Raw genomic sequence first — 19,776 nt, 5'->3', positions numbered from 1 at the left:
GAGGCGCAAGGGAGATCGAGCGGTCCGAGCCTGGCCGCCGTTCACCCGCCCCCAACCGTCGCCGCGCGGACGTGCTCGACGACTGCCAGCGTCTCCGGCGACACCTTCGCGCCGTGCAGTGCCGCCAGGTCAGCGCGACAGCGCTCGTAGACCTCCAGCGCCTCGTCGTTCGCGCCACGCGCGGCCAGGCGCAACATCAGCCGCCGCGCCATCGGCTCCGCCGCGGGCTCCAGCGCGAACGCTCGCCGCTCGCAGCGCTCGGCGTCGTCGTGCCGGCCGTGCTGTTCGTGCCACGCGACAGCGCGCTCGACAACGCGCAGGTGCTGCCGGCGCAGCCGTTCGCGCGCCACCGCGGCCCACGGTGCGTCGGCATCGTCGCCGAGGAAGTGGCCTCGGTACAGCGCGAGCGCCCGCTCCATCTCGTCGCCGTCGGCCGCGCCGGCCTCGATGCGCTCGGCGAGGCGAGCGAACGCGAGCACATCCACCCAGCAGTGGTGCCGGTCCAGCACCAGCCGGCCGCCTTCGAGCCGCAGCGCGGCGTCGCTGCCGAGCTGCCGGCGCAGCCGGTGCAGCGTGACGTCGAAGCTCTTCTTTGCCGCGTCGCCTTCCGCGTCGGGCCACAGTGCGTCGATCGCCGCCGTCGCGGGCAGCGGGCCGCCGCCGTGCGCGGTGACGAAGGCCAGCAGCTCGAGAGGGCGACGCGCGGTGCGTCTGCCGTGTGCCGGCGCGGCGCCGCCTTCGGGGCCGCAATGCTCGAACGCCAGGTCGCCGAGCAGGCGCAGGCGGTTGAGCCACGGCCACTCCTCGACGTCGTCGTCGGGCGGCGGCAGCTCGCACATCGCGATCAGGTGCTGCGCGCGCGCGACCTCGATGCCGTCGCGCAGCGCAAACGCCAGGACTTCGGTGAAGAGGGCGGGATGGCCGACCGTCGACCGCACGATCCCCGTCACGGCGCTGAGCACGAGCGCCCGCGCGATGGCCTCGCGCGCATCGCCATGCTGTCCGAGACGAAGATGGGCGACCCCGAGCAGCGCGAGGTTGGTGAACTGCACCGCCGGATTCCCCCAGGCCAGCCCCGCTTCGAGGCCGCCACGCAGCGACGCGAGTGCTTCCTCGGGGCGGCCCTCGATCAGCCGCAGCTGCGCCACCGCGGGCAGCGCGAGACCGCGCATCGGCGACTCGGGTGGCGTCAGCGCCAGCATTTCGCGTGCGTCGGCGGCCGCGGCCGCGAGGTGCCCGCGGCGCAGGTGCTGCAGGACCGCGCTGGCGAGGAACATCAGGTAGCGCCACGGCACCAGCCGGGCCGAGGGCCGCACGCGCCGCTCCAGCCGCTCGGCCGCGTCGCCGTCGAGCCCGTGCAGCGCGGAGCGAAGCGCCGCCGACCAGACCAGCGCCTGATCCGGGAAGTAACCGCCCAGGTCGCCGTACGCCTCGATCTCGGCGAGCATGCGCCGGTTGTCCTCGCACGAGCCGCATTGGTTCCAGTAGAAACTCTGGAAGGCGAGTGCCGCAGCTCGCAAGCGCGGCGTGCCCGTGCCCTGATCGATCAATGCGCGCATCGGTGCCACCAGGCGTCGATGGAGGTCCATGTCGCCGTGGGCCGCGGCGCAGTGCGTGAGGAAGGTACCGAATTGCAGCTTGGTCTCGCTGTCCGTGCTGGCGTGGAAGAGCGGCTCCACACGTTCGCCGAGCATGCGCATCAGCGGCAGCATCAGCGGCGTGCGCAGGTCGATGCGGCATTCGCCCAGCGCCTCGGCCTGCTGCTCGGGCCGCAGGTCGCTCCAGTGGCGCTCGACGATCGCGTGCAGCGCCTCGATGTCGGCGCGCACCGCCTCCAGGTCTGCGAGCACCGGGATGCGCCAGCAGCGCACGATGAACGACCCGACCACGTCCTGCGCCGCGTCGAGCGCCATGCGCGCGCGCTCCATCGCCTGCGGCCAGTCGGCGCCGCGCGCCGCAAGCCGGCACTGGCCGTGCCACAGCAGCAGCCGCGGTGTGCGCTCGATCTGCGCCGCCGGCAGCCGGTCCAGCCAGTCCGAGAGCGTCGCAAAGCGCGCGCTGTGCGCCAGCGCCGGCGCGTGTGCCTCGATGAAGGCAGCCAGGCGCGGGCCGTCGCCGCAATCGATCAGCAGCCGCGCCGCGGCGTCGATCTGGTCCACGCCTTCCAGCAGCGCGGCGGCGCGCCGGCGCACCTCATTGAGCGCCGCGGCACCGAGCCGCTCGCGCGCGCAGTCGCGCAGGAAATCGCGGAACAGCGGGTGGAACTCGTAGATCGCGGGCGCGCCGGCGTCGGCCGACTGCTTGCGTTCGACGAAGAAGTGGTCGGCGTTCAGCTCCGCGAGGATGCGCGCCGCGCGCGGCTCGCCGGTGAGCAGTTCCGCGAGCGCGACCGTGATGTCGCCGAGGAACGCGCAGCGCAGCAGGAACTGCTGCGTCGCCGCGGGTTGCCGCGCGAAGATCTCCTCGGCGAAATAGTTGAACAGGCCGCGCGGCGATTCGCTGCCGTCGTCGTGCACCAGGACGCCGGCGCGCGCGGCACGCAGCATGAGCACGATGCCTGCGGCCCAGCCGCGGCTCGATGCGGCCAGCGGCGCCACCACGCCGGCATCGACCACGCCCCACTGCGCCGCCAGCGCCGCGGCCTCGTCGGCCGAGAAGCGCAGTTCGTCCCAGCCGACGTCGACGAAGTCCGGGCTGGCCTCCCAGCGCGCCAGTGCCGCCGGCGGACGGCCGCGGCTGAGCACCACGACGCGCGCGCGGTCGGGCATCGCCGCCAGCAGCGCGGCCAGCACCTCACCCACGCGCGCGTCGGCGGGCAGTTGCTCGTAGTTGTCGAAGACGAGGGTGATCGCCTCGTCGAAGCGCGCGAACCAGGCGTCGAAGAAGCGCTGCGCGAAGGCATCGAGCGACGCCGGGCTCGCGGGCGAGAAGGCCGGCAGCGGCTCGGCGCGTGGCCGCTCGGGGACCGCGGCGCGCAGGCCCTGGAACAGCGCGCCCAGGTCGGCGTCGCCGGGGTCGAGCCGGTACCACCGCGCGGCGATGCCGCGGGTGGCGATCCAGGTCGTGACGAGCGAGGTCTTGCCGGCACCGCCAGGCGCGCAGATCCACACGATGCGCTGGCGGGTGGCTGCATCGAGGTGGCGGAACAGCCGCTCGCGACGCAGCAGGCTGCCGGCGGCCGGGCGCGTGAGCTTGGCCGGGGCAGGCGCGGCCGCACGGCCGGCCGCGTTGCGAGGAGGTTGTGGCGACCGGCCCAAGCGAAGCGTCCTCGGGAGAGCGTCAACCCAGCCGCACGCCGTGCTCGCGGATCAGCTTGCCCCAGCGCTCGTACTCGTCGCGGATGAACTTGCCGAACGCCTCGGGCGTGTCGCCGCCGATCTGTGCGCCCTGGCTCGCATACAGGTCGCGCAGGTCGCTCGACGCGAGCGCCTTCATCAACTCCTGGCTCAGCCGCCGCTGCACCGGTGCCGGGGTGGCCGCCGGCACGAGCACGCCCTGCCACGCGGTGGCCAGCACGCCCTGGTAGCCCAACTCCTCGAACGTGGGCAGGTCGGGCATCGAGGTGTAGCGCTGCGCGCCAGTCACGGCCAGCGCCTTGAGCTTGCCGGCCTTCACGTGCTGCGCGATCACCGCCGGGAAGTCGAGCAGCAGCGGCACCTGACCGCCGATGGTGTCGGTCACCTGCTGCGGGCCGCCTTGGTAGGGCACATGCGTCAGGTCGGCGCCGGTGGCGGAGGCGATCATCAGCGTGGCCAGGTGACCGATCGAGCCGACACCGAAGCCGGCCACTTTCACCTGTCCCGGCCGCGCGCGCGAGTGCTCGACGAGCTGGCGCACGCTGTCGAACGACGCACCGGAATACGCCACCAGCAGCATCGGCCCGACGGTCACCTTGGTGATCGGCGCGAGGTCGCGCAGCGGGTCGAACGGCAGCTTCATCAGGTGCGGCAGGATGCTCAGCGCCGCGATCGCCGCGAGCACCAGCGTGTGGCCGTCCGGCGGCGCCTTCGCGGCCGCATCGACGGCGAGCGTGCCGGTGGCGCCGGGCCTGTTGTCCACGATCACCGGCTGGCCCAGCGAGTCGGCGAGCTTCTGCGCAAGCGGTCGCGCCTGCACGTCGGAAATGGAGCCGGCCGGAAACGGCACGATCAGGTGCAGCGGCCGGTCGGGGAAGCCGGCCTGCGCATGGCTCGCGGCCGGGACGATCCAGGGTGCGATGGCCGCGCCGAGCAGGCAGCGGCGGGTGAGGCGATGGTCAGGCATGGTCGTTTCCTCCACGGGACACCCGCCGGCTGGCGGGTCGGGACCATGTTGCGCCCCACGAACCTACACCGAACCTACCGATCGCGGAAGGGCTGCCCGCCGCACACTCGCTGGAGGGGCGACACCCGCTGGCATCGCCTGGCCCTGCTGCTGTGCCGCAACGTCAGCGCCACCCTGAGCGACCACGCGCGACCTGGCCCTGCGTCCTGGGCGCTGGCATGACCAGCCGCCTTCACGAATCGCCCCATCGGGGCGGCGAGCACCGGCCTCCGGCGTCCGCCGAGCGTCAGGAGGACAGCCGCCTCAGGTAGCTGCGATGCAGCTGCATGAGAACTGCCGAGGTGGGCCGGTGGTTCACGGTTCCCAGCGTGACCGCATCGAGCTCTGCATAGAAGGCCCGCATGGCCCGCCCCAGCGCGCCTTGCAGCACGCAGCGCCCGTCCAGCGGACAAGCCGGTTTGCCGCAGTCCACCGGCGCTTCGTCGTCCTCGAGCACACGCACCACCTGCCCGAGGCCCACGTCCATCGCGGCGGGCGCCAGCCGCAATCCCCCCTGGCGTCCCCGCTGGGTCAGCACCCAGCCCAGCTGGCCCAGCCGGTGCACGACCTTGACCATGTGGCTGCGCGGCACGTTGAGCTGCTCGGCGAGTTCGGCCACGGTGACGGGCGGCTCGCGGTCCTGGGTTGCCAGGTACATCAAGGCACGCAGGCCGATGTCGGTGAAGCGGTTCAGGCGCATGCGCGGCTCGTGGGCTGTGGGTCCGGGGATCTTAGGCCCGCAGCACGGATCGTGCCGCGCAGAGCGCGGTGCGTGCATCGACTCGATTCGGTGCAGCGCGCACCGCCACCCCATGGAGCCCTGTCGGTGCATGCGCACCAAAACATACATCGCGCGTATGCATTTGAACGTTGTCGGTGCAAAACATTCATCGCCGGTCGATGTTTGCGCTCGTTATCAGCGTGGCACGGCGCTTGCCTTGCGTTGCATCAAAGCGAAGTCACGCCGATGAATCACCGACTGATTGGGTCCATGCCAGACATGCTGAATCGCAGCGTCGTCGGCGCGCCCGTGGTCGTGGTCGGCACGGGGCCCGTGGGGGTGCGTTTCGTGCAGCAGTTGCACGAACGCGACCCGTCCAGACCGATCGTGATCTACGGACGGGAAGCCTGGCAACCCTACGACCGCGTGCAGCTCTCTGCGTTCCTGCGCGGCCTGACCGACTGGGATGCCCTGACCCGAGGCCTGGACCTGCCGGTGGCGCCACACATCGAGGTGCGCCTGCACACCGAGGTGCTGCAGATCGATCGCGCGGGGCAGTGCGTACGCGACAGCCTGGGGCGCTGGCAGCCTTACGACACGCTGGTGCTCGCCCTCGGTTCGAGCGCGCGTGTGCCGGACCTGCCTGGCGTCGGGCAGTCCGGCGTCTTTGCGTTCCGCGACTTGTCCGATGCCCAGGCGCTGCAGGCCCGTCGGGCGCGCAGCGTGCATACCGTGGTGCTCGGCGGCGGTCTGCTCGGCCTGGAGGCGGCGCGTGCAATGCAGCGCCTGCACACGCGAGTGACAGTGATCGAGCACGCGCCGCGGCTGATGGCCCGACAGCTCGACGATGCGACCGCCGGCGCGCTGGCGCAGCGGCTGAACGACATGGGCATCGAGGTCCGTACCGCCACGGCGGTGAAGACCATCACGGGCCACGGTCGCGTCACCGGCGTCCAGCTGCGCGATGGCGAGCGCATCGACTGCGACACGGTGATCGTGGCGACCGGCATCGTGCCCCAGGTGCGACTCGCCCTGGACGCGCAGTTGCCGATCGGCCGCGGCATCCGGGTCGACGACCGGATGGTCACGGCGGATCCGCGCGTGCTCGCGATCGGCGAGTGCGCCGAGCACCGGGGGGTGGTGCACGGTCTGGTGGCGCCGGGCCTCGAGCAGGCCGGTGTTGCCGTGAACACCCTGCTCGGCGGCAGTGCGACCTACGAGGGCCGGGTGGCACCCACGCGCCTGAAGGTGGCGGGCATGCAGGTCACTGCGGCCGGCGTGGTGGACGCCGAGCAGCACGAGAGTCCGCTGCAGTTCGTCCGCCACCAGGCCCCCGGCCGCACGCTGTCCGTCGCGCTGTCCCAGGGGCGGCTGGTGGGTGTGGCCGCCGTGGGCGAGCTGCCCCAGCTCGCGCGCCTGCAGGCCGCCGTGCTCGCCCGACAACGTCTGAGCCTCTGGCAGGCCAGGCGCCTGCGCCGGACCGGCTGCGCATGGCCTGCCGATGAAGGCGATGCCGTCGCCGCATGGCCCGCCGACGCGCGCGTGTGCCAGTGCACAGGGGTCAGCCGCGGGGCGCTGGGCGAGGCCATCGCCACAGGTTGCAGCGACGTGACGGCGCTGTGCGCGGCGACGAAGGCCGGCACCGTCTGCGGCAGTTGCAGGCCCTTGCTGGCCGAACTGCTGTCGTCTGCCGGCGCCGCGGCCACCCTGCCGGCGGCGTCGTGGTGGCGCAGTCTGGCGGTCGCGACGGCGGCCGCCGCGATGCTCGCCCTCGTGCTGGTCCTGACGCCGGGCATCGCGTACTGGGACAGCGCACAGTCGTCGCCCGCCTGGCACCGACTGTGGACCGACCCGCAGTTCAAGCAGTGGAGCGGCTATGCAGTGCTGGCCCTGGCGGCGCTGGGCCTGCTGCTGACCTGGCGCAAGCGCGGCCGGCGCCTGTCCCGCGCTGGCGGATTCGACGCCTGGCGGCTCGCCCACGTCGCCCTGGGCGCACTGGCGCTGGCCGTGCTCGCTGCCCACACCGGCGCGCGACTCGGCGCGCGGCTGGACCTGGCGCTGGTGCTCGCGTTCCTCGGCCTCGCGCTGGTGGGCGCGCTGTCCGCCGGCGTGACGGCGTGGCAGCACCGGCTGCCGCCACGGCAGCTGCAGCGCTGGCGCCGTGGTGCGGACTGGGCCCATGTGCTGCTCACCTGGCCGCTGCCCGTCCTGCTCGGGCTGCATGTGCTGAAGGCCTACTGGTTCTGAACGCATGGCCGACGACACCCCTCCCGTCGATCCCGCGCGCCGCCGCCGTCGCGCGCTGTGGTCCTGGTGGGCCGTGCTCACGGCGGCTCTGGTCACCTACGCAGCCCTGGCCTTCGCGCTTCACGGGCGGACCGACGCGCCGCTGGCCACGCCGCTGCGGCTGGCCTTGCTGCCCGGCGCCACGAGCCATGGTCACCATCAGATCGAACTCGACTGCCAGGCCTGCCACTCCGACCCGTTCGGCGGCGGCGAGGTGCTGCAGCAGGCCTGCACAGGTTGCCACGGCAAGGCGCTGGAAGCCGCCGACGACAAGCACCCGGCCAGCAAGTTCGAGGACCCGCGCAACGCCCATCGGCTGGACAAGATCGACGCGCTGCGCTGCGCGACCTGTCATGTCGAGCACCGTCCGCAGGCCACGCGCGCGATGGGCGTCACGCAGCCCGCCGACTACTGCGTGCACTGCCACGCCGGCAAGGACGAGATGCCCCCCAGCCACGATGGCTATCGCTTCGACGGCTGCACCGCCTGCCACAACTACCACGACAACCGCGCGCTGTACGAGGACTACCTGCTGCGCCACGCCACCGCGCCGGCGGTCCTCGACAAAGCCGTCGTGCCGTCGCGCGGCCTGCTCGAGGCGCTGCAGATGAGCGCGTCGTATCCGCAGGACCGCTTCCCGTTCGATGCCGTGCCGCCCGAGCGTGCCGACGCCCCGGCGGCCTGGCGCGACGGGGCACATGCCGCCGCGCACGCCGGCGCGCTGGACACCTCCCACGCGCGCGCCGGCGTCAACTGCAGCGGCTGCCACCAGCCGGGCGGCACGGAGGCGGCCTGGCAGCTGCGGCCCGCGCAGCCGCAGGCCTGCGCCGGCTGCCATGGGGACGAGGCCAAGGCCTTCGGCCGCGGTCATCACGGCATGCGCGCGGCCGCCGGCCTGCCGGCGATGCGGGTCGCCGACGCGCGCCTGCCGACGCGCGAGGACGCCGCCGATCGCACGCTGCAGTGCACCAGCTGCCATGGCGCGCACCGCTTCGACACGTCGGGGCTGAAGGCCTCGGTGCAGGCCTGCCTGGGCTGCCACGACGACGGGCACAGCCGTGCCTACGAGGGCTCGCCGCACCACCGGCTGGCCGAGCGCGAGGCCCGCGGCGAAGCCCCCGCGGGCAGCGGCGTGACCTGCGCCACCTGCCACATGCCCCGCGAGCGCATCGACACCGAAGAGGGCACGCGCATCGCCGTGCAGCACGACAACAGCGCCACGATGCGGCCCTTCAGCAAGATGGTCCGGCCGGTGTGCCAGAGCTGCCACGGCCTGGGCTTCGCGCTCGACGCCTTGAGCGATGCGGCGCTCGTGGCCCGCAACTTCGACGGTCGCCCGGCGGCCACGCACAAGAGCATCGAGATGGCGCTGGCCAAGAGCGCAGCGGTCGCCGCGCGGCGCGCCGCCGCCGCGGCAGCCGCGTCGGCCGTCAGTCCATGAGCACGCATCGACGTCGCCACCGATTTTCCCTGCCACCCACCTGACCCAAGGAGCTTGCATGACCTCTCGAAACCTCGACGCCCGCATCCGCCGGATGTTCATCGCGGCCACGCTCGGCGCCGGCTGCGTGTTGCCTGCCGCCGCGCAAGGCATCTCGCCACAGACCATGACCGACGCCCTGCATGCGGTGATGGCCGCCGACCGAACGGTCTACACCAAGCTGATCGTCAACCGATTGCAGAACGACGAGAAGCTCCTCAAGGCCAGCGAGCACTGGAAGGACGAGAAGGCGCTGGTGCTGCCGGCGCAGATGTTCCGCTACGGCGCCGAGGAAGTGGCCAAGACGAACAAGAGCTTCAGCTACTCGCTGCTGAGCCTGTGGCCGATCAACAAGCAGAACGCGCCGCGCACGCCGGTGGAGAAGGAAGGACTGCAGTACGTGGTCGACAACCCCGCCAAGGCCTTCTACAAGGAGGAGACGCTGGGCGGCAAGAAGTACTTCACCGCCGTCTATGCCGACCGCGCCGTGGCACCGGCCTGCGTGACCTGCCACAACGACCACAAGGACACGCCGCGCTCCGACTTCAAGATCGGCATGACCATGGGCGGCGTCGTCATCCGCGTGCCGGTGCAGTGATGCGGCAGGCCCTGCCCGCGATGCTGTCGGCGGCGCTGATGCTGCCGCCGGCGGCACGCGCCCAGCCCTTCGACGCGCCGGACCTGCCCGGCCACGAAGTGGGGCGGCGCGTCTGGCAGGGCACCTGCATCGGCTGCCATGCCGACGGCCTGGCCGGCGCTCCGCCCGTGGGTGACGCCGCGGCCTGGGCGCCGCGCGTGGCCAAGGGGCGGCCGACACTGCTGCAGCACGCGCTGGCAGGCTTCTTCGGCCCCGACCACAGCATGATGCCGCCGCGCGGAGGCAACCCGACGCTCAGCGACGCCGAGGTCGGCGCCGCACTCGACTACATGCTGGCGCTGGTGCGCCAGCCCTCTTCCCCCCACCTGAAGGAAAAGCCATGACCCCGCAACAAGTGCAGATGATCCAGAGTACCTGGCAGTCCGTCGTGCCGATCAAGGAAAAGGCCGCCGAGCTCTTCTACGGCAAGCTCTTCGAGCTCGACCCGACGCTGCAGCCGCTGTTCAAGGGCGACATGAAGGAGCAGGGGCGCAAGCTGATGGCGATGATCAACGTCGTCGTCACCAACCTCGACAAGCTCGACACCCTGGTGCCCGCCGTGCAGGACCTCGGCAAACGCCATGTCGCCTACGGCGTGACGGACGCGCACTACGCCACCGTCGGCGGCGCGCTGCTGTGGACGCTGGCCGCCGGCCTGGGCGATGCCTTCACCGAGGACGTCAAGGGCGCCTGGGCCCAGGCGTACGGCGTTCTCTCCGGCGTGATGACCGAGGCCGCCGCCACGGCCTGAGGCCTTGCCGATCGCGACCCACGGACAGCGCGCCTGCGCATGGCCGCTGCCGTGGCCGGCGGGAAGCCTCATGGCGGCCCGCCTGGGTATCCCGTTCAGGATCCGCCGGCGCGCTCGCGAATGCATGAGCGCACAGGCGTGCCGGGCCCGCGGCAGCGCCGGAGCCCGGCCTGCCATCAGCGCCAGACCTCCTCGATCACCTCCATCGCCACCTTGATCGCCGCCTCGGTGCTCCTGTCCGCGCGGCACACGAGGCCCAGTTCCGCCGCCAGCGACACCCGGTCCGCGATCACGACGCCTTCGGCATGCGCGGCCCGCAACGCGAGGCTGTCGCGCGCCAGGGCCAGCGCGACGCCGGAGCGCACGAGGTCCAGCATGGAAGGCTCCAGGTCGACTCGCGCCACCACATGGGGTTGCACACCCTCGGCAGCGAACACGGCCGAGAGCAGGCGGTGGTGCACGGAGTCGGGCGGGGCCTCGATCCACGGCAACGCTGCCAGTGCGCGCCAGCCCTTGCCGCGCACCTGTCCGGCCCAGCCGGGCGGTGCGACGACGCGGTAGCTGAAGTCGGTCAGGCCGACGACGCGGAAGCGGCCGGCGAGATCCGGAAAGCCAGGCGCGCCGAGGGTGTAGGCGACGTCGAGCTCGCCCTGCTCCACCTGCCGCGTCACTGTCCCGGACATGCCGTGGCTGAGCTCGAACGAAAGGGCCGGGTGACGTTCGGCAAGGGCGCTCAGGAAGGCACCGAGCCGGAGGAACTCCGGGTCCACCACCGTGCCCAGGCGCAAGCGGCCGCTGATCGTGGCCTTGAGGCCGGCGGCCGCGGCCCGGAACTCGGCGAAACCACCGAGGGCCTTCTCGGCCACCGGCAGCAGGCGCTGCCCGGTTTCGGTGAGGCGCATCCCCCGCGGGGTGCGCTCGAACAGCGTCAGCGCCAGCCCCTCCTGGAGCTTCTTGACCTGCAGGCTCAGCGCCGGCTGCGTCACGAACAACCGCTCGGCCGCGCGCGTCAGATTGCCTTCACGGGCGACGGTGACGAAGGCCTTGAGCAAGGGAATGTCCATGAGTAGTTATAAGACATTCGAATATCCATGTCCGATCGAAGTCATTGGATTCCTCCTCAATTCATCGCTTTAATCACTGCAGGACCATCGCCAGATGCATCACGCAGGAGAGATTGCCATGAGCTTTACTTACATCAATGCCCCGGAGACGGTCAGCCACTGGATCGACGGCCAGGCGGTCGAGGCGACCGGCGACAAGGTCGGCCTCGTCTTCGACCCGGCCCTGGGCGAGGTAGCGCGCCGGGTGGCCTTGGCAAGCCAGGCCGACGTCGACCGTGCCGTGGCCAGTGCGGTGAAGGCGCAGGTGGCCTGGGGTGAGATGGCGCCTCAGCGCCGGGCGCGCGTCATGTTCAAGATGAAGGAACTGGTGGAGCGCCACGCGACGGACCTGGCCCGCCTCATCACCCGCGAGCACGGCAAGACCTTGCCGGACGCGCTCGGCGAGGTGCAGCGTGGGCTGGAGGTGATCGAGTTCGCGTGCGGCATCCCGCAACTGCTCAAGGGGCAGTACTCGCAGAACGTGGGCGGCGGCATCGCCAACTGGGCGCAGCGCCATGCGCTGGGCGTGACGGCCGGCATCACGCCGTTCAACTTCCCGTTCATGGTGCCCATGTGGATGGTGCCGGTGAGCCTGGCCTGCGGCAACGCCTTCGTCCTCAAGCCCAGCGAACGCGACCCCTCCGCCTCGCTGCTGACGGCCGAGCTGTTCCAGGCGGCAGGCCTGCCCGACGGCGTGTTCAATGTCGTGCAGGGCGACAAGGCGGCAGTCGACGCGCTGCTGACCCATCCAGACGTGCAGGCGGTGAGCTTCGTCGGCTCGACGCCGATCGCGCAGTACATCTACCGGACGGCCGCCGAGCACGGCAAACGCGCCCAGGCCCTGGGCGGCGCGAAGAACCACATGGTGGTCATGCCCGACGCCGACCTGGACCAGGCCGCCGATGCACTCATCGGAGCGGCCTACGGCTCGGCCGGGGAGCGCTGCATGGCGATCTCGGTCGCCGTGGCGGTGGGCCCCGTTGCCGACGCACTGATCGACAAGGTGCTCACGCGCGCCGCGCAGCTGCGCGTCGGCGACGGCGAAGCCGAAGGGGCCGAGATGGGCCCCATCGTCACCGCCGAGGCCCAGGCCCGCATCGAGGGCTACATCGGCAGTGGCGTCGAAGCAGGGGCCAGGCTGCTGATGGACGGGCGCGGCCTGAAAGTGCCCGGTCGCGAGAAGGGCTTCTTCGTCGGACCCACGCTGTTCGACCACGTGAAGCCCGGCATGAGGATCTACGACGAGGAAATCTTCGGTCCGGTGCTGTGCGTCGTGCGTGCCGACACCTTTGCCGAGGCAGTCGACCTCGTCAACAACCACGCGTTCGGCAACGGCGTGGCCTGCTATACCCGTGACGGTCGCACGGCGCAGGCCTTCGCCGACAAGATCCGCATCGGCATGGTGGGCGTCAACGTGCCCATCCCGGTGCCGATGGCCTGGCACTCCTTCGGCGGCTGGAAGAAGAGCCTGTTCGGCGACCACCACGCCTACGGCGAGGAGGGCGTGCGCTTCTACACCCGCTACAAGAGCGTCATGCAGCGCTGGCCTGACAGCGGTTCCAAGGGGCCCGAGTTCGTGATGCCGGTGAACTGAGCGGCACAGCGTCCTGTGGCTTGGCTCCGCCACGCCATGGCGCCACGGCGCACGACGAGGAACACGGAGAGACGAGCATGAAAGACGTGGGCGAATTCGACTACATCGTCGCGGGCGGCGGCGCTGCCGGGTGCGTCCTGGCCAACCGGCTGTCGGCCGACCCGGACGTGAGCGTGCTGCTGCTCGAGGCCGGCAACGACGAGAAGTGGATCTGGACGAGGATCCCCGTCGGCTACCTCTTCTGCATCGGCAACCCACGCACCGACTGGTGCTACCGGACCGAGCCCGAGCCGGGCCTGAACGGGCGAAGCATCATCTACGCGCGCGGCAAGGGGCTGGGCGGCAGCACGCTGATCAACGCCATGCTCTACCTGCGCGGCCAGCAGCGCGACTACGACGAGTGGGCGGAGCTGACCGGGGACCGCGGCTGGGCCTGGAGCAACGTGCTGCCGGTGTTCAAGGGCGCGGAAGACCACTGGCACGGGGGCGACGAACACCACGGCAGCGGCGGCGAGTGGCGCGTGGAACGGCAGCGCCTGCGCTGGGACATCCTCGACCGCTTCGCCGAGGCGGCCGTGCAGGCGGGCGTGCCGGCGACCCCGGACTTCAACCGGGGCAGCAACCTGGGCGTGAGCTCCTTCGAGGTGAACCAGAAGAAGGGCACCCGCTGGAGCGCGGTGCGCGGCTTCCTGGACCCGGTGCGGCACCGGCCCAACCTGAGCATCGCCACCGGCGCCCTGACCGACAAGCTGGTCCTGGACAGCAAGCGAGTCATCGGCATCGAGTTCCGCCAGGGCAGCGAGCGCTGCACGGCCAGGGCGCGCATCGAGACCGTGCTGGCGGCCGGCTCGGTCGGCTCGCCGGGCATCCTGCAGCGCTCGGGCATCGGCGACCCGGACTCCCTGCAGTCGCTGGGCATCCCCGTCGCACACGCCCTGCCCGGCGTCGGCCAGAACCTGCAGGACCACCTGCAGCTGCGCAGCATCTACAAGGTGCAGGGCATCCGCACCCTGAACCGGCAGGCGAACAGCCTTCTGGGCAAGGCCAGGATGGGGCTGGAATACGCGCTGCTGCGCAGCGGCCCGCTGACGATGGCGCCCAGCCAGCTGGGCCTGTTCGCCCGCTCGGACGAGACGGTGGCCACGCCCGACCTGGAGTACCACGTCCAGCCGCTGTCGCTGGACAAGTTCGGCGACCCGCTGCACGCGTTCCCGGCGTTCACGGCCAGCGTGTGCGACCTGCGCCCGCGGTCCCGCGGCAGCATCCTGATCCGCGACCGCGACCCGGCCACGCCCCCGAAGATCGCGCCCAACTACCTGTCGCACGAGGCGGATCGCGTCAAGGCGGCGAAGGCCATCCGGCTGACTCGCCGCATCGCCGGCCAAGCCGCATTGGCCCCCTACCGGCCGGAGGAATACCTGCCGGGACCCCGCTTCGAAACAGACGAAGACCTGGCCAAGGCGGCGGGTGACATCGGCACCACCATCTTCCATCCGGTGGGCACGTGCAAGATGGGCCGTCCCGGCGACGCAAGCGCGGTGACCGACAGTCGCCTGCGGGTGCAAGGCCTCGTGGGCCTGCGCGTGGTCGACGCGTCGGTCATGCCAACGATCACCTCGGGCAACACCAGCTCGCCCACCGTCATGATCGCCTGCCGCGGCGCGGACATGATGCGCGCGGACCGGCAGGCGGACCGACGCATGGCGGCCTGAGCACGGTCGATGGCCGGCCTGGCCGCGGCAAGTGCCCCAGGTCGTCGGAGGCAGTCCACCGTCGCCTTGAGCACGGTGGCCGGAATGCTCGTCGGGTTCTTCGAAGCGTGGCGGTTCTCGCGCTCGGAGAGCGCCGCGAGCTCGCGCTGCATGTCGTCGCCCTTGCCGTTCTGCTCGGCGTGGACACCGGCGGCGCCGAAGCTGCTCACCACGAGCGCGAAGGTGTTGCTCTCGACTCCGCGAAGCCCGCACGCGTCACCTTCCTCGGTATGACGTCGAGCGTGAAGGGGCCGATGCCGACGGCCAGTCCAGCAGGATGGTTCCGACCAAACACAGTCATGAACGGCGACCTGCGAGAAGCCTGGCGATTCGGCCGCAGGGGACTGAGAACACCACGAGTCAGGCAGGTCCAAAGGGCACCAGGCTCGACAGTCATCGTCGCAAACAGCCTCGCGGCGCCGTCCACGAGGCGACCCGTGCCCCGCTGGAGTCCGCTCAGGTGTCTCCATCAACCGCCTCGACGCCGATACCGGTGACGGCTCAGCAGCGGTTGCTGCCGGTCATCTTGAAGGGGCGAACTCACGCTGACTGACACCAAGCCGTCACTCGCCCTCGCGGCTGCGGAGCCGGCGAAGGTCAGCTGAACAGGTACAACGGTCGTAGGTCGGCGCATGGCGGATCACGCGGCCGGCGACCGCTTCCACGTCTGCCGTGGTGGCGATACCGACCCTAATCGGCCGCTCGACAAGCTCAAATCGATCTCCGAATGGCGGACGTTCAAGGTCCACCATGAAGCAGCGATTCTCGAAGAGCGTGGCCTCAGCAGGCTTGCCCCCGTGTGCTGCAACGGGACAACACCAACATGAGGCTCGTCAGTTCGATCACAGAGAAGGAGATCGGGCTCCGAAGGAGGGGTACGCGGAAGAGAGGATCATGGTGCTCCCGTGGAAAGCCGATGGCGGGATACCCGTCAAGGAGCTGAGTCGCAGATGCCGACTCTGTGACTCGCCAAGGTCACTCACGAGCATGGCGCTTCGGCTCCTGCGGCTGAGTCCCGCGCAGAGGAATTTCAAACGGCATCTTGGGCATCTTGGCCGCCCGAGTCACGCCTGCGTGGGCGGCCGATGTCGGTCCGCAGGGCTGGGAACTGGCACCTGGGCCCTTGCCTTGCCCCGGTTCGGCCGGCACGCGACGTTTGGCCTGGAGTTCGTTCGACCTCGACATCAGGGGGTTGACCCGGAGTCTTGCGGCGTCGATTCCGCGGGCGGCGCAGCACCACCCCGGCGGCCCAGCGCGGCCCAGCGCGGCTCAGGCGGCTCAGGCGGCTCAGGCGGCTTCGGTCGTGCCCAGCCTCGCGCGCCCGCCCCCGGGGTGGCGGCTGCGGATCCAGGCCCAGGTGAGTCAGCATCGTGGCGATCGTCATGATGCGGTGCTGGTCCAGCAACTCCACGATCTGACGCCTGATCGTGTCGTCCATCGCTCGCCCCCCGCCGCGGCCCGGCCGGCGCGTGCCGCATCGGCTACCTTAGGGGCTGCGCCGCGCTGCGTTCCGATGCAGCTCAGTTCCGCCGCGCAGCACCGCCGGAGCCCACACGATGAGCTTTTCCTGCACGCTCGCTGGCGAGGTCCACCGCTTCGCCGACCTGAAGACGCTGCTCGCGAAGGCGACGCCCGAGCGCTCCGGCGACCGGCTCGCCGGCCTCGCCGCCGACAGCGCGGCGCAGCGCATGGCGGCGCGCCTCGCCCTCGCCGACCTGCCGCTGCGCCACTTCCTGCAGGAGGCAGTGATCCCCTACGAGGCCGACGAGGTCACGCGGCTGATCGTCGACGGCCACGACGCGAGCGCCTTCGCGCCGGTGGCGCACCTGACGGTCGGCGGCCTGCGCGACTGGCTGCTCTCGCCGCAGGCGGACAGCGCGATGCTGGCCGCGCTGGCGCCGGGGTTGACGCCGGAGATGGCGGCGGCGGTCAGCAAGCTGATGCGCAACCAGGACCTGATCCTCGTCGCGCGCAAGTGCTGCGTCGTCACGCGTTTTCGCAACACGATCGGCCTGCCGGGCCGGCTCGCAGTGCGGCTGCAGCCGAACCACCCGACCGACGACCCGAAAGGGATCGCGGCATCCATGCTCGACGGCCTGCTCTACGGCTGCGGTGACGCGGTGGTCGGCGTGAATCCGGCGGGCGACGGGCTCGCCGCGCTCGGCACGCTGGTGGCGATGCTCGCCGAGGTGATCGAGCGCTTCGCCATCCCGACGCAGGCCTGCGTGCTCACGCACGTGACGAACACGCTGCGCCTGATCGAGGCGGGCGCGCCGGTGGACCTGGTGTTCCAGTCGGTCGCCGGCACGCAGAAGGCGAACGCCGGCTTCGGCATCGACCTCGCGCTGCTGCGCGAGGCGCACGACGCGGCGCGCAGCCTGAAGCGCGGCACGCTGGGCGAGAACCTGATGTACTTCGAGACCGGCCAGGGCTCGGCGCTGTCGGCCGACGCGCACCACGGCGTCGACCAGCAGACCTGCGAGGCGCGCGCCTACGCGGTGGCGCGCGCCTTCGAGCCGCTGCTGACGAACACCGTGGTCGGCTTCATCGGCCCCGAGTACCTCTACGACGGCAAGCAGATCGTGCGCGCCGGGCTGGAGGACCATTTCTGCGGCAAGCTGCTCGGGCTGCCGCTGGGCTGCGACGTCTGCTACACCAACCACGCCGAGGCCGACCAGGACGACATGGACACGCTGCTGACCCTGCTCGGCACGGCCGGCGTCACTTTCGTGATGGGCGTGCCGGGCGCCGACGACATCATGCTGAACTACCAGAGCACCTCGTTCCACGACGCGCTCTACCTGCGCGAGTTGCTCGGCCTGCAGCGCGCGCCGGAGTTCGAGGCCTGGCTGCAGCGCATGGGCGTCACCGACGACGCCGGCCGGCTGCTGCCGGTGGCACCGGGCCACCGGCTGCTCGCGGGCATGCCGGCGCTGCGGGAGGGTGCACGATGAGCCCCGCCGCGCGGCCGCCCGGGGGCGGCGCCCCGTCCGTCGTGTCCGTCGGGGAAGCGGGCGCGCAGCCAGCGGCGGAGGGTGCGGCAGGCGGGCCGGCGGACATGGTGCCGGCCGACCCCTGGGTGGCGCTGCGGCGCCACACCGCCGCGCGCATCGCGCTCGGCCGCGTCGGCAGCAGCCTGCCGACCGCCGAGGTGCTGCGTTTCGGCGTCGCCCACGCGCTGGCGCGCGACGCGGTGCACGCGGCCTTCGATGCCGAGGCACTCGCGGCGCAGCTGCAGGCGCATGGCTTCGCGACGGCGATCGTGCACAGCGCCGCGCCGGACCGCGCCACCTACCTGCGCCGGCCGGACCTGGGGCGGCGCCTCGCGCCGGAGAGCCGGCGCGCGCTGGCATCGCCGGCGCCGGCCACGGTCGCTGGCACGGTGCAGATCGTCGTCGGCGACGGCCTGTCGTCCACCGCGGTGCAGCGCCACGCGCTGCCGCTGCTGCTGGCGCTGCGCCCGCGGCTCGAGGCCGACGGCTGGGGCCTCGCGCCCATCGTGCTGGCGCGCCAGGCGCGCGTCGCGCTCGGCGACGAGATCGGCGAGTGCGTGAACGCCGACGCGGTGCTGATGCTGATCGGCGAACGGCCCGGCCTGTCGTCGCCCGACAGCCTGGGCGCCTACCTGACCTGGGCGCCGCGCATCGGCTGCGCGGACTCGAAGCGCAACTGCGTGTCCAACATTCGCCCGGATGGCTTGGCCGTAGCGAGTGCCGCCTACCGCATCGCCTGGCTGCTCGCCGCGGCGCGGCGCCTGCGCGGCACCGGCGTGATGCTGAAGGACGAGAGCGCCGACGCCCCTGCCGCGATCGATCGCGGTTCGTCCCGGGTGTCGGGGCAAGCGTAGGCGACGCGGCGGCGTCGACGAAGCCAACGGCCGGCCGCGCTCGGAGGCCGCTTCGCCGGCGGCCCAGTCGGGCGGATCGATGTCGGCGGCCGCCCAGCGCAGCAGCACCTGGCCGGCGGTGCCGTCGGCCTGCGCGGGGGTCCAGCAGTACACCGCCCGGTCGGTGATGCTGGCCAGCGCCTCGTGCCACTGCCCGTGAACCTGGCATGCGGCGGCGATGAAGCCCTCGCGCAGCCGCTCGTCCGGCTCGGCCGGCACGAACGTGCGCATGGCCTCGCGGTGGGCCTGCACGGTCGGACTAAGCTGCAACACGCGCTTCGCATGCGGATAGGGACGCTCCATGTCGAGCAGCGATAGCCGGCGATCCCTCTGTTCGACGAATTCGGCCTTGCTGACGACGCCCTGCGCGTCGAAGCGCAGCACCAGCTCCCGCCAGGCGACGGTGTGGTAGGTGCCGATGACCCCGCCCGCCGAGCTCGAATAGCCGCCCGCGGCGAGGCCGTAGAGGGTGATGCCGCCCACAAGGCGCGCGGTGTCGTAGGCGAGCCAGCGCTCTTCGTCGGCGATCCGGTCGGGTTCGCCCAGCGTGAGCAGCACCTCCTCGCGGGTGGTGCGGCCCTCGACGATGAAGGCGGGCATCCGGTCCTCCAGGTTCCCGCGTTGCCCTTCCAGCGTCCGGGGCGGCTCGGCGACGGGCAGGACGCAGCCGGTGAGCTCGGAGGCTGCCACGGCGGCGAGCACCCAGGCCCGCAGCGCATGGGCCGTATGCCTCATCGCGGGTTCACTTCCACCAGCGTGTGGCGCCGCAGCACGCCCTGCGCGTCGAATGCCAGCATCAGGTTGTAGCGCACCTCTTGGCAGTCCGAGCCACCCTTCACCAGCACGTAGCCGCCCTGGTCACGGCGCAGCCGGTAGGCCAAGATGCGATTCCCCTCGTACAGGGCGTTCGGCTCGCCGAGGCGCATCTGCACCTCCTCGCGCCGCGTGCTGCCGCCCTGCAGGAAGTCCAGCAGGTCACTCTGGCCCTGCTGCTGCGGCGGCGACGTGCAGGCGGCCAGCCGCGCAACGGCGATGCATGCCAGCATCCGGCGAGGACCGCCCGGCCCATGGGACGTTGGTACTTCGGTGGACACGGCGCGCCGTGATCGTGCCAGCCTGCCCGTGCCCGGGCAGCCTTGCGCTGGATCTAACGCAGCTTCTCACCGCCGCGTCGGGACGCGCCCGCCGCGCGCCGCCCGGCGACGGCAGCGTCCGCACGCGCAGCGTGGCCATCCTGATCGCGGACGGCGTCGATGGTGCTGCGG

The 19,776-nt window shown here is 71.7% G+C and carries 14 protein-coding genes; 9 read left to right on the top strand and 5 right to left on the bottom strand.

Annotated features, from left to right (window positions below):
* Positions 1 to 41 precede the first annotated feature (41 nt).
* The 3 genes from Q0599_RS07910 to Q0599_RS07900 all read right to left on the bottom strand — a co-directional run bounded on the left by Q0599_RS07910 (position 42) and on the right by Q0599_RS07900 (position 5,002).
* Entirely contained in the window at positions 42 to 3,257 is a 3,216-nt protein-coding gene (locus tag Q0599_RS07910; RefSeq protein WP_298828049.1) for a BTAD domain-containing putative transcriptional regulator, read from the bottom strand.
* A gap of 22 nt (positions 3,258 to 3,279) precedes the next feature.
* A complete protein-coding gene (locus Q0599_RS07905; RefSeq protein ID WP_298828046.1) occupies positions 3,280 to 4,263 on the bottom strand; it encodes a tripartite tricarboxylate transporter substrate binding protein in 984 nt (327 codons plus the stop codon).
* A 286-nt stretch (positions 4,264 to 4,549) separates the two neighbouring features.
* Positions 4,550 to 5,002 (bottom strand): Rrf2 family transcriptional regulator, encoded by a 453-nt coding sequence (locus tag Q0599_RS07900; RefSeq protein ID WP_298828044.1) that lies wholly within the window; start codon positions 5,000 to 5,002, stop codon positions 4,550 to 4,552.
* Between the two features lie 291 nt (positions 5,003 to 5,293).
* Here Q0599_RS07900 and Q0599_RS07895 point away from each other — a divergent pair, with 291 nt between their 5' ends.
* Genes Q0599_RS07895 through Q0599_RS07875 form a run of 5 tightly spaced genes read left to right on the top strand, consistent with a single transcriptional unit; the run spans position 5,294 to position 10,177 of the window.
* On the top strand, positions 5,294 to 7,270 hold the full coding sequence (locus tag Q0599_RS07895; RefSeq protein ID WP_298828042.1) for an FAD-dependent oxidoreductase: 1,977 nt from the start codon (positions 5,294 to 5,296) through the stop codon (positions 7,268 to 7,270).
* A 4-nt stretch (positions 7,271 to 7,274) separates the two neighbouring features.
* On the top strand, positions 7,275 to 8,750 hold the full coding sequence (locus Q0599_RS07890; protein WP_298828040.1) for a cytochrome c3 family protein: 1,476 nt from the start codon (positions 7,275 to 7,277) through the stop codon (positions 8,748 to 8,750).
* Between the two features lie 58 nt (positions 8,751 to 8,808).
* Positions 8,809 to 9,387: a DUF3365 domain-containing protein gene (locus Q0599_RS07885; protein WP_298828039.1), complete on the top strand. Its 579-nt coding sequence runs from the start codon at positions 8,809 to 8,811 to the stop codon at positions 9,385 to 9,387.
* Positions 9,387 to 9,770, top strand: coding sequence for a c-type cytochrome (locus Q0599_RS07880; RefSeq protein WP_298828037.1), 384 nt, complete (start codon positions 9,387 to 9,389; stop codon positions 9,768 to 9,770). The genes Q0599_RS07885 and Q0599_RS07880 overlap by 1 nt, the downstream gene beginning before the upstream one ends.
* Entirely contained in the window at positions 9,767 to 10,177 is a 411-nt protein-coding gene (locus Q0599_RS07875; RefSeq protein ID WP_298828035.1) for a globin family protein, read from the top strand. The genes Q0599_RS07880 and Q0599_RS07875 overlap by 4 nt, the downstream gene beginning before the upstream one ends.
* Before the next feature lie 176 nt (positions 10,178 to 10,353).
* Here the strand turns inward: Q0599_RS07875 and Q0599_RS07870 are convergent, their stop codons facing one another.
* Complete coding sequence (locus Q0599_RS07870; protein WP_298828033.1) at positions 10,354 to 11,241, bottom strand: LysR family transcriptional regulator; 888 nt, start codon at positions 11,239 to 11,241, stop codon at positions 10,354 to 10,356.
* Positions 11,242 to 11,359: 118 nt separating this feature from the next.
* Between Q0599_RS07870 and Q0599_RS07865 the strand changes: the two genes are divergently transcribed.
* The 4 genes from Q0599_RS07865 (at position 11,360) to eutC (ending at position 18,472) form a co-directional block, all read left to right on the top strand.
* On the top strand, positions 11,360 to 12,874 hold the full coding sequence (locus Q0599_RS07865) for a CoA-acylating methylmalonate-semialdehyde dehydrogenase (protein ID WP_298828031.1): 1,515 nt from the start codon (positions 11,360 to 11,362) through the stop codon (positions 12,872 to 12,874).
* 86 nt (positions 12,875 to 12,960) lie between these two features.
* Positions 12,961 to 14,586 (top strand): GMC family oxidoreductase, encoded by a 1,626-nt coding sequence (locus Q0599_RS07860; protein WP_298829325.1) that lies wholly within the window; start codon positions 12,961 to 12,963, stop codon positions 14,584 to 14,586.
* 1,595 nt (positions 14,587 to 16,181) lie between these two features.
* Positions 16,182 to 17,579: an ethanolamine ammonia-lyase subunit EutB gene (locus Q0599_RS07855; RefSeq protein ID WP_298828030.1), complete on the top strand. Its 1,398-nt coding sequence runs from the start codon at positions 16,182 to 16,184 to the stop codon at positions 17,577 to 17,579.
* A 104-nt stretch (positions 17,580 to 17,683) separates the two neighbouring features.
* The gene (gene eutC / locus Q0599_RS07850) at positions 17,684 to 18,472 is read left to right on the top strand and encodes an ethanolamine ammonia-lyase subunit EutC (protein WP_298829324.1); all 789 of its coding nucleotides are present in this window, start codon (positions 17,684 to 17,686) and stop codon (positions 18,470 to 18,472) included.
* A 770-nt stretch (positions 18,473 to 19,242) separates the two neighbouring features.
* Here eutC and Q0599_RS07845 read toward each other — a convergent pair.
* A complete protein-coding gene (locus Q0599_RS07845) occupies positions 19,243 to 19,557 on the bottom strand; it encodes a hypothetical protein (protein WP_298828028.1) in 315 nt (104 codons plus the stop codon).
* Positions 19,558 to 19,776 lie beyond the last annotated feature (219 nt).

The sequence above is a fragment of the uncultured Piscinibacter sp. genome (assembly GCF_937952055.1).
Taxonomy (GTDB): Bacteria; Pseudomonadota; Gammaproteobacteria; order Burkholderiales; family Burkholderiaceae_C; genus Piscinibacter.
Note: the sequence above shows the minus strand (reverse complement) of the source record. Positions and strands in the feature narration are given on the sequence as shown.